This window comes from Pseudomonas sp. SIMBA_068 (assembly GCF_046534705.1).
GTDB classification, from domain to species: Bacteria; Pseudomonadota; Gammaproteobacteria; order Pseudomonadales; family Pseudomonadaceae; genus Aquipseudomonas; species Aquipseudomonas putida.
Genome location: NZ_JAWRYI010000009.1, coordinates 215165 through 230525 on the forward strand (window position 1 = coordinate 215165; position 15361 = coordinate 230525).

14 protein-coding genes are annotated in these 15361 nt (G+C 63.1%); 3 read left to right on the forward strand and 11 right to left on the reverse strand.

Going from position 1 to position 15361, the window contains the following annotated elements; all coding sequences use genetic code 11:
- Positions 1 to 99 precede the first annotated feature (99 nt).
- From SB756_RS20860 to SB756_RS20870, 3 genes are all read left to right on the forward strand, one after another.
- Positions 100 to 1620 carry an FAD-dependent oxidoreductase gene (locus tag SB756_RS20860; RefSeq protein WP_410911680.1) on the forward strand — a complete coding sequence of 507 codons (1521 nt, stop codon included), beginning with the start codon at positions 100 to 102 and terminating at the stop codon, positions 1618 to 1620.
- Positions 1621 to 1692: 72 nt separating this feature from the next.
- Positions 1693 to 2703, forward strand: coding sequence for an aldo/keto reductase (locus SB756_RS20865; RefSeq protein ID WP_341795519.1), 1011 nt, complete (start codon positions 1693 to 1695; stop codon positions 2701 to 2703).
- Between the two features lie 265 nt (positions 2704 to 2968).
- Positions 2969 to 4096, forward strand: coding sequence for an alkene reductase (locus SB756_RS20870; protein ID WP_410911682.1), 1128 nt, complete (start codon positions 2969 to 2971; stop codon positions 4094 to 4096).
- Between the two features lie 126 nt (positions 4097 to 4222).
- On the opposite strand, the gene SB756_RS20875 is transcribed toward SB756_RS20870, so the two are convergent.
- The 11 genes from SB756_RS20875 to benA form a co-directional block, all read right to left on the reverse strand.
- Positions 4223 to 4435, reverse strand: a complete 213-nt coding sequence (locus tag SB756_RS20875) for a cold-shock protein (protein ID WP_410911684.1) — start codon at positions 4433 to 4435, stop codon at positions 4223 to 4225.
- A gap of 198 nt (positions 4436 to 4633) precedes the next feature.
- Entirely contained in the window at positions 4634 to 5545 is a 912-nt protein-coding gene (locus SB756_RS20880; RefSeq protein ID WP_410911686.1) for a LysR substrate-binding domain-containing protein, read from the reverse strand.
- A gap of 77 nt (positions 5546 to 5622) precedes the next feature.
- Positions 5623 to 6315 carry a TraX family protein gene (locus SB756_RS20885; protein WP_410911688.1) on the reverse strand — a complete coding sequence of 231 codons (693 nt, stop codon included), beginning with the start codon at positions 6313 to 6315 and terminating at the stop codon, positions 5623 to 5625.
- A gap of 3 nt (positions 6316 to 6318) precedes the next feature.
- Entirely contained in the window at positions 6319 to 7395 is a 1077-nt protein-coding gene (locus tag SB756_RS20890) for a metal-dependent hydrolase (RefSeq protein WP_410911690.1), read from the reverse strand.
- 105 nt (positions 7396 to 7500) lie between these two features.
- The gene (locus SB756_RS20895; protein WP_410911692.1) at positions 7501 to 8751 is read right to left on the reverse strand and encodes an OprD family porin; all 1251 of its coding nucleotides are present in this window, start codon (positions 8749 to 8751) and stop codon (positions 7501 to 7503) included.
- A gap of 54 nt (positions 8752 to 8805) precedes the next feature.
- Positions 8806 to 10005 (reverse strand): benzoate/H(+) symporter BenE family transporter, encoded by a 1200-nt coding sequence (locus SB756_RS20900; RefSeq protein WP_341795513.1) that lies wholly within the window; start codon positions 10003 to 10005, stop codon positions 8806 to 8808.
- 56 nt (positions 10006 to 10061) lie between these two features.
- The gene (locus SB756_RS20905) at positions 10062 to 11393 is read right to left on the reverse strand and encodes an MFS transporter (RefSeq protein WP_410911694.1); all 1332 of its coding nucleotides are present in this window, start codon (positions 11391 to 11393) and stop codon (positions 10062 to 10064) included.
- Positions 11394 to 11449: 56 nt separating this feature from the next.
- A complete protein-coding gene (locus SB756_RS20910) occupies positions 11450 to 12211 on the reverse strand; it encodes a 1,6-dihydroxycyclohexa-2,4-diene-1-carboxylate dehydrogenase (RefSeq protein ID WP_028613974.1) in 762 nt (253 codons plus the stop codon).
- A gap of 145 nt (positions 12212 to 12356) precedes the next feature.
- Positions 12357 to 13367, reverse strand: a complete 1011-nt coding sequence (gene benC, locus SB756_RS20915) for a benzoate 1,2-dioxygenase electron transfer component BenC (RefSeq protein WP_410911696.1) — start codon at positions 13365 to 13367, stop codon at positions 12357 to 12359.
- A gap of 72 nt (positions 13368 to 13439) precedes the next feature.
- Entirely contained in the window at positions 13440 to 13925 is a 486-nt protein-coding gene (gene benB / locus SB756_RS20920) for a benzoate 1,2-dioxygenase small subunit (RefSeq protein ID WP_004374327.1), read from the reverse strand.
- Positions 13922 to 15280, reverse strand: coding sequence for a benzoate 1,2-dioxygenase large subunit (benA, locus tag SB756_RS20925; protein WP_341798846.1), 1359 nt, complete (start codon positions 15278 to 15280; stop codon positions 13922 to 13924). Before benA ends, benB begins: the two co-directional genes overlap by 4 nt.
- Positions 15281 to 15361: the final 81 nt, after the last annotated feature.

The window sequence follows — 15361 nt, forward strand, 5'->3', positions numbered from 1 at the left end:
GGCCACCCTACATTTCCCTCCTCCACCGATCGTCGGTTCAACGCATCCCCTCCCTACCCCAGGCGTCAAATGGTTCCAAAGGCCCCTTTGGAGAACCCCATGACCCAGCACGCCGTGGCCCGTCTGGCCCAGCTCGACGAACACCGCCCCTTGCGCGTCCAGGCCGGCAATGAAGAGCTCATCCTCATTCGCCAGGGCGAACAGGTGCATGCCTACCAGGGCAACTGCCCCCACGCAGGTGCCCCACTGGATGAAGGCCTGGTCTGCGGCGGCCTGCTGGTTTGCCCTTGGCACAAGGCTGCATTCGCCGTCGATGACGGTGTGGTCTGCGAACCCCCTGCGCTGGCTGACCTGCGCCGCTACAAGGCCTGGGTGAAGGACGATGAAATCTGGGTCGACGACCAACCGCTGCCCGCCATCGAACCACCCACGCACAGCGATGCCCGCTGCTTCGTTGTGGTCGGCGCTGGTGCGGCCGGCAGCGCCGCGGTAGCCACCTTGCTGGCCCATGGCTTCGCTGGCCGGCTGGTGTGGATCGAACAGGAGCGCCAGCCGGCCTACGACCGCACCGCGCTGAGCAAATTCGTGATTGCAGGGCAGATGACGCCCGATGAAGTACCGGCGTTGCTCGAAGCCGACGCCCTGCGCAAGGGCCAGTTGGAGCGCAAGCACGGCAAGGTGCGCACCTTGAACAGCCAGAAACGCCAAATTACGCTGGTCGATGGCCAGCAGATCGGTTACGACGCCTGCCTGCTGGCCAGCGGCGGCAAGGCACTACGCCCTGATATCCCCGGCGCCGACTTGCCCGGCGTGTTCACCTTGCGCTCGCGGGAGGATGCCGCACAGCTGCTCGACGCAGCCGAACCCGGCCAGCCGGCGGTGATCGTAGGTGACGGCTTCATCGGCCTGGAGGCGGCCTCGGCCCTGCGCAGGTACGGCGTTCAGGTGCACGTGGTGACTCGCCATGAAGTCCCGCTTGCCAAGCAGTTAGGTGATCGCATCGGGCGCAGTATCCGCGAACTGCATGAGCGTAAAGGGGTTACCTTCCATGGCCCTACGCAAGTCCAGCGGTTTGAAGGCCGGGACAAGGTCGAAGCGGTGCTGCTGGCCAACGGTGAACGCCTGGAGACGCCACTGGTATTGCTTGGCACCGGCGTGATACCGGCCACCGCTTTCCTGCAGGGCGTGCAGTTGAACGAGGACAAGTCGCTGCGGGTCGATGCAGAAATGCGCGCCGCTGACGGTTTGTGGGCTGCAGGTGACATCGCCACGTTCCCGCTCTCGGGTCGCCCTGTACGCATCGAGCACTGGCGCCTGGCCCAGCAACACGGGGTGATCGCCGCCGCCAACATGCTCGGCGAGCAGCGCCGCTACGCCGATGTGCCATTCTTCTGGACCTACCAGCACGGCCGCACCTATGAAGTGCTCGGCCACGCACGGGAGTGGAACCGGATCGAATTTGTCGGTGAGCCGGAAAAAGGCGATTTCATTGCCTTTCAGTGTGTGGGTGAACAGGTCGAGGCCGTCATCGCCAAAGGTTACTCCGATGCCATGGCGGCGCTGTCGCAGCGCCTGAAACGCCCATTGAACCTGCAGGAGGCGATCGCGCTGCTTGGCTGACAGCCGCCTTTAAAAGCGCCCCGGTTGTGTGTAAAACAGGTGGATCAGCCGACTGCAAAAGGACCAACGCGCATGATCTACCGCCCCCTCGGCCACAGTGGCCTGCAGGTTTCCGCCCTTACCCTGGGCAGCATGATGTTCGGCGAGCAGACCAGCACCGAGGACGCCCTGCGCATCATCGACAAGGCCTGGGACCAGGGCATCAACTTCATCGACACCGCCGACGTGTACAACGCCGGGCGCTCGGAAGAAATCGTCGGAGAAGCAGTGGCGCGCCATCGCCAGGACTGGATCGTTGCCAGCAAGGTCGGCTTCGGCCTGGCCGACGGCCTGCCGAACCGCAGCGGGCTGTCACGCAAGCACATCTTCAACGCGCTGGAAGCCACCCTGACGCGCATGGGCATGGACTATCTGGATATCTACTACCTGCACCGCGAAGACCACAAGGTGCCGCTGGAAGAGACCGTACAGGCCATTGGCGACCTGCTGCGCCAGGGCAAGATCCGCTACTGGGGCGTGTCCAACTTCCGTGGCTGGCGCATTGCCGAGGTCTGCCACGTTGCCGAGCGACTGGGTGTGCCCAAGCCGGTGGTCAGTCAGCCGCTGTACAACATCGTCAACCGCCAGGCCGAACCGGAGCAGCTCGCTGCAGCCGCCGCACACGGTCTGGGCGTGGTGCCATTCAGCCCATTGGCCCGGGGCGTACTCAGTGGCAAGTATGCGCCGGGTGCCGTGCCCGATGCCGGCAGCCGCGCCGGGCGCCAGGACAAGCGCATCATGGAGGTGGAGTGGCGCCAGGAGTCGTTGGCCATCGCCCGGCAGATCCAGGCTTATGTAGAGGCAAAGGGTATAGGCATTGTCGAGTTTGCCATTGCCTGGGTGTTGAACAACCAGTGGGTGAGTTCGGCGATTGTCGGGCCGCGTACCGAGGAACAGTGGGATACCTATGGTGGTGCATTGGCGGTGAAGATCACGGCGGAGGATGAAGCGTTCATCGATTCGCTGGTGACGCCGGGGCATGCGTCCACGCCGGGGTTCAATGATGTGGCCCACTATGTGAGCGGGCGGTTGGCCCGTAGCTGAATATCCCGTACCGGCCTTTTCGCGGGTAAACCTGCGATGGTTTCAAGGCGACCACAAGCCCTGTAGGAGCAGCCTTGTGCTGCGAAGAGGCCATTGCAGCTGAAGACAATCTTTAGCCTTACCGGCCTCTTCGCAGCACAAGGCTGCTCCTACAGGGCCGGTACTGACAACGCCATTGGGGAGCCCTGCGCCGGGCTTCCGGTCCCCCCTTTCCCCAATCATCTCGGTATCGTGCGCACCATTGGTTTTCACCTCTGGAGCTGCAATGAAACTCTTCCAACCCCTGCAAATCGGCCCGCTCACCTTGGCCAATCGGGTGTTCATGGCCCCCCTCACCCGCCTGCGCAGCCTCGAGCCGGGCGATGTGCCAACCCCCATGATGGCCGAGTATTACCGCCAGCGTGCCAGCGCCGGGCTGATCATCACCGAAGCCACCCAGATCTCCTTCCAGGCCAAGGGCTATTCCGGCTCGCCCGGTATTCATAGCGCCGAGCAGATTGCCGCCTGGAGGCACATCAACGAAGGCATTCATGCCGAAGGTGGCCACAGCGCCGTGCAGGTGTGGCACACCGGCCGAGTGTCGCACACCTCGCTGCAACCCGGCGGCGAAGCGCCTGTGGCGCCCTCGGCGCTGCCGGCCGGCGCACGTACCACCCTGCGTGACGAGCAAGGCAACCTGGTACGTGTAGAAACCTCCGCACCGCGCGCCCTGAACGAGAACGAAATTGCAGGCATCGTCGCCGACTTCGGCCAGGCAGCAGTGAACGCCCGAGAAGCCGGCTTCGACTTCATCGAACTGCACGCTGCCCACGGGTATTTGCTGCACCAGTTCCTTACCCCGAGCGCCAACCAGCGCGAGGACCGCTACGGCGGTAGCGTCGAAAACCGGGCGCGCATCGTGCTTGAAGCAGTGGACGCGGCAATTGCCAACTGGAGTGCCGAGCGCGTGGGTATCCGCGTGTTCCCGCTGGGCGGGTTCAATGGCGTGGACAATGGCGAAGACCAGGAGGCCGCAGGGCTATACCTGATCCGCGAACTGGCCAAGCGCAACCTCGCCTACCTGCACCTGTCCGAGCCGGACTGGGCCGGCGGCAAGCCGCTGCGTGACGAGTTCCGCCAGGCGATCCGCGATGCCTATCCGGGGGTTATCATTGCTGCGGGTGCCTACACCGCCGAGAAAGGCGAAGACTTGATTGGGCGCGGTTTGATCGATGCCGTAGCGTTCGGGCGCAGCTACATTGCCAACCCGGACCTGGTACAGCGGCTGCGGGTGCAGGCGCCTCTGAACGAACATCGGGCACAGTTCGACTACGCCAATGGGCCCGAAGGCTATACAGATTATCCGTTTCTGCACCAGGCCATGGGCGCTGGTGAAGCTTGGGCTCACCGATAATCAGGGTATTCACCGGATACAGACGGCCATCCTGCCCCTGGATCTGAAAGACAAAAAACGGAGCCCTCCAAGGGCTCCGTTTTCCAGTGGCCGGGCACGCCTTAGCGTACCAGTCACTCAGGCATCTTACTCGGCGCGCACTTGCGCAGCCTGCATGCCCTTCTGGCCCTTTTCGGCAACGAAAGACACTCTCTGGCCTTCTTTCAGCGACTTGAAGCCGTCCGATTCAATGGCTTTGAAGTGGACGAAAAGGTCGTCGCCACCGCCTTCGGGAGTGATGAAACCGAACCCCTTCTCATCGTTGAACCACTTGACCGTTCCTGATTGTCTGTTGGACATACTCTAAATCCTCTAATGCTGGCTGGTGCGTTTACGTGGGTAGCTGAGCCGCCAGTCGATCGACTGGCATCTTCACACTCCATCTTGGGCGATATGAAGCCAACTAGCCACTCACACTTTTACCAGTACACAAAAAATTCGCCGATGCCAGCGATAAACCCAGATACAGGCTCGGCATGGGGGCCTGATAATCCCCAATCAGTGCTCCCAAGGCCCGCCCGATTCCCAGCTGGCGACCAACAAGTCGATGAAACCGCGTACCCGAGGGGACAGGTGGCGCTTGCTCGGGTACACGATGCGAATCGGGTCCGCCGGTGGCCGGTAGGCGTGCAGTACTTCCACCAGGGCGCCAGCGCGCAGGTCGTCACCGGTGATGTAGGTGGGCAGGTGAATCAGCCCGAAGCCGGCCCGGGCGCCGTCGAGCATCGCCTCTGAGCTGTCGATGTTCAACCGGCCAGGGTCTTCGCACAAGTGCAGGCCTGCTTCAGTGTCAAAGCGCCAAGGCATGGCTTTTTCGCCCGCGAGGAAGGCGATCTTGTCGTGGCCATAAAGGTCTGAAGGCACCAAGGGAATACCTCGCGCTTCGAGGTACGCGGGCGAAGCGCAGGTGACAAACTGCTGCCAAGCCACCGTGCGGGTCAACAGCTGCGAGTCTTCCTTGGGTGCGCCAATACGCACCGCAACGTCTACGCCCTCCTCGACCAGGTCGACAAAGCGGTCTGTGAAGCGGATGTCTGCGCGCAGTTCCGGCCACTGTTTGAGGTACTGGTCCAGCACCGGCAGCACATGGCGCTGGCCGAGCGACAGCGGCGCAGTCAGGCGCAAGGTACCGGTGGGCTGGCCGCGGCGCTGGGCCATGGCGCTTTCCACCTCGTCCAGGTCATCCAGTATCTGTCGCCAGCGTTCGAATGCCACGAGGCCTTCATCGGTCAGGCTCAGCTTGCGCGTGGTGCGATTGAGCAAACGCACCGCCATGCGGGCCTCCAGCCGAGCAACGCTCTTGCCCACCGCCGACCGGGTCAGGCCCAGGCTTGCGGCGGCGGCAGTGAAGCTGCCGGCCTTGGCGGCGCTGACGAAGGCGGCGATATCGCCGAAGCGGTTGGGTTCCATGGACGGTTCCTAAGTGTGATGCGGCCGGTTTAGATGGGTCTGGATCTGTGAATTGCAAGCGCCGGGAACGGCAAGCCTCACGACAAGCCTTTGATCACAAGCAGATGCACGGGATAGAACAGGTATCCCCACCGCCCTACCGCAGGTACCCGCCAAGCATCATGACGCAACAACAGCCACCCGACAGGGACTGCCAGCGCAGCTGCAACCAGCGTCAGTAGGGTAATGGGGGCCAGAAAGTGCTCGCGCAGCCAGTTGTTGGTCAGGTTGCCACCAATGGCCATCAGGCAGGGTAGCAACCAGGCCAATCCGCCCTGCCTGCGAGCCACCAGCCAGGCGCCAGGTAGCAACACCCCCGCCAGCCCGTACATCAATTGATCACTGAACAACCACCCCGCCAGCAGGCCTGCAAGGCCAAGCACGCGCGCCGACCGCAATGGGTGGTGCACACCCCAGGCAACCAGCAATCCCAGTACCAGTGTCGGCATTACACTGAACGTCTGCGAACCACTGTCCAGCCAACGATAGGCAGGCTCCGAGAGCACCGCGAACAGCAGCATCAGCGACAGATAGCGCAGATTGGCGCGGGTATGGAACAGCTCTGCCCTGGCGCGCCCCACATTCACCGCAATGGCCAGGCAAAACAGCGGAAACGCCAGCCGGCCGAGCACGAACAAACCATCGGCCTCAGGCCATATGAAGCGCAGGTGGTCGGCAACCATGGTCAGCATCGCTGTCCATTTGACCAGGTCCAGCCCGGCCGAACGCATGCCTCAGTGCCCGCGCTCGACCGCACCTGCCCCCAGGTACCGGTCGGTCCAGGCAGCCAGGGGCAAAGGTGGCTGCTGGTCGACGATACGACGCCAGATCAGCACCAGGTCATTGCCGTTGAACATTGACCCGGGCCCGGCGCCGTCCCACACCGAAGGCACATCGGCAATCCAGTGGCCCTGGGTGTCGCGGTGCGCCATGTTGAAACGGAAGGTGTAGTTGCCCGGGATGCCCATGCGCAAGTCGGTAACCACCAGCGCATCGCCTATCTGGTCATACCGCAGCCAGTCGCCGGTGAACCAGCGCAACCGCTGGTGCAAAGGGTCGCCTGCCAGCGCGTTTGCCAGTTCCAGGTTACGCGGCAAGCGTTGCATTTCCGGCGCCTGCCGGTCGAACCCGCTGCTGATGCCTTCGTAGTAGTCGCCATATTGGGTCTTGGCCATTACCCGCCAGACCAGGCTGTTGAATGCGATCGGCACGGCGCGAACCTCGCTCACGACGTTGCCTTGCTGGTCTAGTGCCGCCTGGAAGCGTTGCTCGGCTGCCATGCGCCCGGCAAGGCCGAAACCCAGGTAAGCGGTACTGAACACCAGTGCAAGGGTCAACAGGCGTGTAGCCCGGCCGGTAACGCCCTTGATGCTTGTGTAGATGACTGCCGCCAGCAGTGGCAAGGTATAGACCGGATCAATAATGAACACTGCGGCCCAGCTTTGGGGGGTGGGTTGCAGTGGCCAGAACAGTTGCGTGCCATACACCGTAAAGGCATCCAGCAACGGGTGGGTGATGAGTACCAGCCAGAAGGCAAGGAACAGCCTGGGCAAGGTGTAGCCTTTGCCGGGCCAGCATTTATTGACCCCCCAGGCCAGCAGCAAAGCCAGCCCGGTGAGCACGAACAGCGAGTGCGAGAAGCCGCGATGGTAGGTCATCTGCGACACAGGGTCCGCATAGCGGATGATCACATCAAGGTCGGGCAGCGTGCCCAGGGCGGCGCCATACAACAGCGAGCGGCGGCCCTGGATGCGGCCAAGTACGGTGCCTTGCAGGGCAGCGCCGAGTACGGCCTGGGTAATGGAGTCCACGGGTAGCATCCCTGAAAGGTGGTTCCTGAAAGCTACCCTCAACCTGTGCCGATACGCAATTCCCGTGTAGGAGCGGCGAAATGCTCGTGATTTTGTGTATACCTTTCAGAACAACTGCCAGGTGTACACCAGGGTCAGCCGGTTCTCGTCGATATCGCTGCGGTAATTGGAACGTGCCATGGCGTTTCTCACCCGAATCCCCAGCCCTTTCAGTAGCCCGCTCTGTACCGCATAACCGATGTCCAGGTCGCGCTCGCGATCACGGCCTTCATAGCCCAGCCCGGTATCGACATTGTTGCCGGTGATGTAGCGCACGGTCGCCACCAGGCCTGGCACGCCCATGGCGGCGAAGTTGTAGTCGTAGCGCACCTGGTACGAGCGTTCGTCGGTGTAAGCGAATTCATAGGTCGGCACCTCGTTACCCAGCGGCGAAATATTGGCGAACACCCGTGGGAACGGGCTGTCGCCATAGATGCCCTGGTAGCCAGCATGGAAGCTGTGCCCGCCATGCCGGGCGGTGAACATCGAGAAGAACGCCTGGTTGTCGATGTTGCCCAGCAACGCCTCGCCATCCTCACGCGCGGTGAAGTAGCCCAGATTGGCACTGAGCACCCAGTCCCCCACAGGCTTGCTGTGCTTGAGGCCGACAAAGCCCTGTTCGTAGATATCCTCCAGTTGCCCGTACCACAGGCTGACGCTGCTCTGGTTGGCATTGAACGCATAGTCCCCGCCCACGTAGTTGAAGGCATCGCTCTCGGCCTGGCGCATCGGCACATGGCCGAGCATTGCGTTCATCTTGCCGTCGCCGCCTTCGTTGCGCAGGTGGGTGCTTTTCAGATGCCCGGCCTGCACGGTCAGCCCGTCAATTTCAGACGAGCTCACGCTGGCGCCCTGGTAGGTCGGCGGCAGCAGGCGGATGTCGCTGAAGGTCAGCACTGGCAGGTTCGGTTGCAGTTCACCGACGCGCAGTTCGGTCTTCGACAGGCGGGCCTTGAAGGTGGGCGCAAGGCGGCTGTACTCGTCGGCAGCACGGCCGTCGCCATGCACCGGCAGCAGGCCGGTGTTGGTGCGGTCGGGGCTGCTGTCGAGCTTGATGCCCAGCAGGCCCAGGGCGTCCACGCCAAAGCCCACCGTACCGGGCGTGTAACCGGACTTGAAGTCGAGGATGAAGCCCTGCGCCCACTCCTCGGCCTTGGACTGCTTGTTGGCCCCGACAATGTCGGAGAAATCGCGGCTGAAGTAATAGTTGCGGGCGCTCAGGGTGGCCTTCGAATCCTCGAAGAAACCGCCTTCGGCGGCCAGTAATGGTTGGCTGAGCAAAGTCAGGCCCAGGGCTACGCAAGGGGTGTTGTTCATTCCGAAGCTCTCTTGATCTTGTTTTTATGGATAAAGCGTTGGGAACACGGCGGTTCATGGGGTGCGGCGCAGCACCTCCCCGGCACGCGGCTGGCGCAGCCTGAGCAGTGCATGGGCCAGCAGGCCGAACAGCAGCCCCCAGAACGCTGCCGACAGGCCAAGGAAGGCCACCCCCGAAGCGGTGACCAGGAAGGTGAACAGGCCTGCATCGCGCTCGGCCGGTTCTGCCAGGCTGCGGGCCAGCGCCTCGCTGATGGCGCCGTACAGGGCCAGCCCGGCCAGGGCCGCGATCAGTGCGGCGGGAAAGGCTGCGAACAGCGACATCAACGTGGCACCGGCTATGCCCAGCAACAGGTACAGCGTGCTGCCAGCCACTGCCGCCACATAGCGCCGTCGTGGGTTTTCGTGGGCCTCATGGCCCGTGCACAGGCTGGCGGTAACCGCCGCCAGGTTCAGCCCGTGGCAGCCGAATGGCGCCAGGACGGCACCGGCCAGGGCACTGGCGCTGATCAACGGGCTGGCCGGTGTGGCGTAACCCGCATTGCGCAGCACCGCCATGCCCGGCATGAACTGCCCGGTCAGCGCCACCAGCACCATCGGCAGCGCCAGGCTGAATACCGCTGGCAGGCTGAACTGAGGGGTGATCCACTGCGGTGAAGCCAGTTCCAGCACCAGCGCCTCGCTACGGAACGCACCGCTGGCCACGGTCACCAGGGCGCCCACGCACAGCACCGCAGCCACTGCGTAACGGGGCTGAACCCGGCGCATCAGCACGTAGGTGACGAACATCGCCAGTACCAGCAACGGCTGCACTGGCAAGGCGCGGAACACTTCGATACCAAAACCGAACAGGATGCCAGCCTGCATGCCAGCGGCGATGGACCCCGGCAAGCGCGCGATGATGCGGTCGAAGGCCCCGCTGATGCCGATCAGCAGCAGGACCAGGTTGGCCACCAGATAGGCACCTACGGCCTGTTCCAGGCCGAGTTGCGGCAAGGCAGTGACCAGCAGCGCGGAGCCTGGGATCGACCAGGCGATCACTACCGGCACGCGGTAGCGCAAACTGAGCAGCGCACCAAGCACGGCACTGCCCATGGACACGGCCCAGACCCAGGATGACAACTGCTGGTGCGACAGCCCGGCCGCTTCGGCAGCGTGGAAAATGATCACCAGCGGGCCGGCGTAGGAGATCATCGTGGCGATGCAGCCCGCGACAATGGCGGACAGTGAGCTGTCCTTGATCAGGGTTTTCATGGCGCATCCCGCAAGGCAGTGGCCGGTCTTTGTGGCTGGCTCTTGTTCTTTTCGGGTCATGCCTGCGCCGCGATGGCCGGGGCTTGCCGACGGCCGCTGGCCAGGTGCACGGCCATGGCCAGGGCGGCAATCGCGCCTGGGATGGCGAAGGCGATGAAGTTGAGTTGCAGGGGCAGGTTGATGCCCATCAGTGCGCCGCCCAGCAAGGGGCCGACGATGGCGCCGTTGCGGCCGATACCCGAGGCCCAGCCAAGCCCCGTGGAACGCACCGACAGCCCATACATTTGCGCGGCGCCGGCATACAGCAGGATCTGCGTACCAATGGTGGTGGCGCCGGCAATGAAGATCAGCAGGTACAGCACCGGCATCGGGCTATTGACGCCCAGCAAGCTGATCGACAGCGCGGCGGCAATGAAGAACGCCACCTTTACCTTGACCAGGTTGTAGCGATCACCCAGCCAGCCGCCGAGGATGGCCCCAGCCATGCCGCCGAAGTTCAACGCCAGCAGGAACGACAGGCTGGAACCCAGGCTGTAGCCAGCGTTGGCCATCAGTTTTGGCAGCCAGGAGCTGAGTGCATAAACCATCAGCAGGCAGCAGAAGAACGCCAGCCAAAGTGCCAGGGTGCGGATGGCGAGGCCGTTGCGGAACAGCTCCAGCACTGACGCCCCGCCACCTGCTTTACGGTCAGCCGCCTGCAGCACGTCATCGGCCTGCACGTCGCAGTGCGGGTCGAGTCGTTTGAGCAACGCCCGCGCTTCCTCGGTACGCCCCTTGCGCACCAGAAAACCAATGGACTCTGGCAGGTAGTAGAGGATCACCGGCAACAGCAGCAGTGGTACAGCAGCGGCGAAGAACATCGACTCCCAACCGAAGCGCGGCAGCATGAAGATGCCAACGCCCGCCGAAAGCATGCCGCCCACCGAATAACCGCTGAACATGATCGCCACCAGCGTGCTGCGCAAGCGCTTGGGGGCGTACTCGTTCATCAGTGCCACGGCGTTGGGCATCAGGCCACCACAGCCCAGGCCAGCGATGAAGCGGTAGATGCCAAACTCGCTCGGGCTGCTGGCAAACCCATTGAAGATGGTCGCCACCGAGAACAAGGCGAAACAGATGGCAATGCCCTTCTTGCGCCCGATGCGGTCGGCCAGGCTGCCGAATGCCAGGGCGCCGAACATCATGCCGAACAGCGCGTAACTGCCCAGCGCGCCGGCCTGCAACGGGGTCAGGCCCCACTCTTTCATGATGACCGGCAGTACCACGCCGTAGATGAACAGGTCATAGCCGTCGAAGATCAACAACAGGCCGCACCAGGCCATGACCATCCAGTGAAACGGGGTAAAGCGCGCGTTATCGATGATCGGGTGTACGTCAAGGGTTCGCATGGCATCTGTCGCTCTTGTTTTTGTTGTGATGGAAAGCTCTTGCCTTGGGGTGTTGCTCAGCCGAGGTCGCCGCCACCTACCGGCAGGGTCACGCCGGTGATGTAAGAGGCCTCGTCGGAAGCGAGGAACAGGATCGCCCCCACCTGCTCGTCGATGCTGCCGTAGCGGTGCATCAGGCTGCTGTCGAGGGTCTGGTCGACGATCTGCTGGTACCAGTGTTTTTCCTGTTCGCTTTGCTCGGCGCTGTTGCGTGGCACGCGCCGGGGTGGCGCTTCGGTGCCGCCGGGCGCAGTGGCGTTGACGCGGATGCCGCGCCCTGCAGTTTCGAAGGCCAGGCAGGCGGTAAGCGCGTTGACGCCGCCCTTGGCTGCGCCATAAGGCACCCGGTTGACGCCACGGGTGGCGATGGAAGAAACGTTGACGATGGCGCCGCTGCCGCGCTCAAGCATGTACGGCAGCGCGGCATGGCAGCACCACAGGGTGGGGAACAGCGAACGGCGCACTTCGGCCTCGATCTGCTCGACTTCGTAGTGCTCGAAAGGCTTGGCCCAGATGGTGCCGCCGACGTTGTTCACCAAGATGTCGAGGCGGCCGAAGGTTTCCACCGCACTGGCCATGACCCGGGCGCAATCGGTGTGTTGCTCCAGGTCGGCGGTGAGGGTGAGCATGCCTTCGCCGGCCAGCTCGTGGACCAGTTCGGAACGGTCTACCGCCACCACTTGCGCGCCTTCGGCCTTCAGCCGCCAGCACACGCCCCGGCCGATGCCTTGAGCGGCGCCGGTGACCAGGGCAACCTTGCCTTGGAATCTGTTGTTCATATGTTTTTCCTGCATGACCCGGTTAATGGCAATTGGGAGGGCTGCGCCCTCCATCGCGACGCAAGGCCGCTCCCACATGGATCGCGTTTCCCTGTAGGAGCGGCCTTGTGCCGCGAAAGGGCCGCGAAGCGGCCCCGGCGATCTGTCAGGCCGCCGCCGCAAACTTCTCGTAGTAGAAGTTGGCCGGGGTAATACCCTGCTCGCGCACGTACAGGCTGACCGCCTCGACCATCGGCGGTGGCCCGCACAGGTACAGGTCCACATCGCCGTCGTTGAGGTGGCGTGGCTCGATGTGCTGGGTCACGTAGCCCTTTTGTGGGTACTGGCTGTCCGGGTTGGCCACACAAGCGCTGTAGGTAAAGTTGGGGATGCGCGCCGCCAGCGCTTGCAGGCGGTCTAGCTCGACCAGGTCGAAGTCGTTGGTCACGCCATAGATCAGGTGCAGCGGGTGCTCACTGCCCTGCTCGGCGATTTTCTCCAGCATCGCGGTGAACGGCGCCAGGCCGGTACCGCCGGCCAAAAGCAACAGCGGGCGCTGGATCGGCCGCAGGTAGAAGCTGCCCAGCGGCCCTGCCAGGCTCATGCTGTCGCCGGCTTTGGCCAGGTTGGTCAGGAAGCTGCTCATCAACCCACCCGGTACGTTGCGGATCAGGAAGCTGACTTCGCCGCCCTTCTGCAACGAACTGAACGAATAGGCGCGGCTCTGCTCGCTGCCCGGCACCTTGAGGTTGACGTACTGCCCCGGCAGGAAGGCCAGGCGGCTTAACGCTTCACCCTTGATCGACAGGGCAATGGTGCTGGCCGACAGTTGGCGCACATCGCTGATGGCGGCCTCGAAGCTGGCCTGTTCGGTCTTGCACAGCTGCGACGAAGCAGGGATGCGGATGACGCAGTCGCTTTCAGCCCGCATCTGGCAGGTCAGTACGTAGCCTTCGGCAATTTCGTCTTCGTTCAGGGCATCTTCGATGAAGTTGTCGCCCAGGTCATAGCGGCCGGATTCGGCCTTGCACTTGCACGTACCGCAGGCGCCGTCGCGGCAGTCCAGCGGGATGTTGATGCCCTGGCGGTAGGCAGCGTCAGCCACGGTTTCATGGCCGGTAGCCTCGATGAAGCGGGTAACCCCGTCTTCGAAATTCAGTGCGATCTGGTAGCTCATGTTGCACCTCGCAGGCGAGCCGGCCCACGGCGCGTCGCAGGACGCACCGGGCAGTACTCGCAAAAACCTGTATCAGATGTGGTAGATGTCGATGACCTGGCGCACGTAGTCGTTCTTCAGCACCACCTTCTTGGCCTTGATCAGCGGCTGTTCGCCGCGCAGGTCGAGGGTGTAGAAGCTGGTGCCGAAGTAACTGTCCGTGGTCTTGTAGCGGAAGCTCAGGGTGTGCCAGTTGAAACGCACCTGGCAGCTGCCCTCGCCCTGCTCGACGATCTCGATGTTGCTGATATTGTGCGAAGTGCGGGTATCAGGCACGGTCGCACTGGAGCGCTCGGTCTTGATGCGGAACACGCGGTCTTCCAGGCCGCCACGGTTGCCGTACCAGATCAGCGAGATTTCGCTTTGTGGGTCTTCGGTGAGGGTGTCGTCATCGTCCCAGCTCGGCATCCAGAAGCTGGCATCGCTGGCGTACAGTTCCAGCCACTGGTCCCACTGGGCGTCGTCCAGGTAGCGCGCTTCGCGGTAGAGGAAGTCGCGCACGGTTTCATACAGGCTCATTGCACGGCCTCCACAGGGATCAGCTGCTGTTCGTCCTTGAGGGCCTGGATCATGGTGTCCTGCCAGTACTTGTGCTGCAGCACGAACAGGCCTTCGTCTTCGGTACGCACGCCAGACAGCAGGGGTTCGAGGTCAATCTCCCTGGCTGCCTCATCGGCGCCTTCGACCCAGTGCTTGGCGCCACGGGACATGTCGTTCCAGCCAGTGCCGCCGCCATAGCCGGTCTGGCACGAGCGGAACTCTTCCAGGTCGTCCGGGGTGGCCATGCCGCTGACGTTGAAGAAGTCTTCGTACTGGCGGATGCGCTTGGCGCGGGCATCGGCGCTCTCGCCTTTGGGGGCGATGCAGTAAATGGTGATTTCGGTCTTGTTCACCGAAATCGGCCGGGCAACGCGGATCTGCGAGCTGAACTGGTCCATCAGGTACACGTTCGGGTACAGGCACAGGTTGCGCGAGTTCTCGATCATCCAGTCGGCACGCGCCTGGCCGTAGTCGGCAGCCAGCTGGTCGCGGCGCTCATAGGCCGGGCGGTCTTCCGGGTTGGCCCAACGGGTCCACAGCAGCAAGTGGCCGTGGTCGAAGGAGTAGAAGCCTCCACCCTGCTTGGCCCAGGCACCGGCGCTCATGGTCTTGATCTCGTCGCCCGCCTCGCGCTGCTTGCGCTGGTTCTGGGTAGCGGCGTAGTTCCAGTGCACGGAGCTGACGTGGTAGCCGTCAGCGCCGTTTTCGGCGGTGAGCTTCCAGTTGCCTTCGTAAATGTACGAGCTGGCGCCACGCAGCACTTCCAGGCCCTCAGGCGACTGGTCAACGATCATGTCGATGATCTTGGCCGATTCGCCCAAGTGCTCCACCAGTGGCTTTACATCGGCATTCAGGCTGCCAAACAAAAAGCCCCGGTACGACTCGAAGCGCGCCACCTTGGTCAGGTCGTGGGAGCCGTCGCAGTTGAAGCTGTCGGGGTAGCCGGCGTTGCTCGGGTCTTTCACCTTCAGCAGCTTGCCGCTGTTGTTGAACGTCCAGCCGTGGAACGGGCAGGTATAGCTGGAGCGGTTGCCGCGCTTGTGCCGACACAGCATGGCACCGCGGTGGCTGCAGGCGTTGAGGAAGGCATTGAGCTCACCGTCCTTGTTGCGCGCGATGAAAATCGGCTGGCGCCCCATGGTCAGGGTGAGGAAATCGTTCTTCTCGGGGATCTGGCTTTCGTGGGCCAGGTAGATCCAGTTGCCCTCGAAGATGTGTTTCATTTCCAGGTCGAACAGGCGTGGGTCGGTGAACATCTCGCGCTTGCAGCGGTAGATGCCCTTTTCACGGTCGTCCTCGAGCATGGCATTGAGGTAGTCGAATCCCACGGACATGGCCAGGGTCTCCCTTGTTATTGTTTAGACCTGGTCAGGTTAGGGAGACGACTGGCGGGGGGCTATCCGGATTGTGCAGAG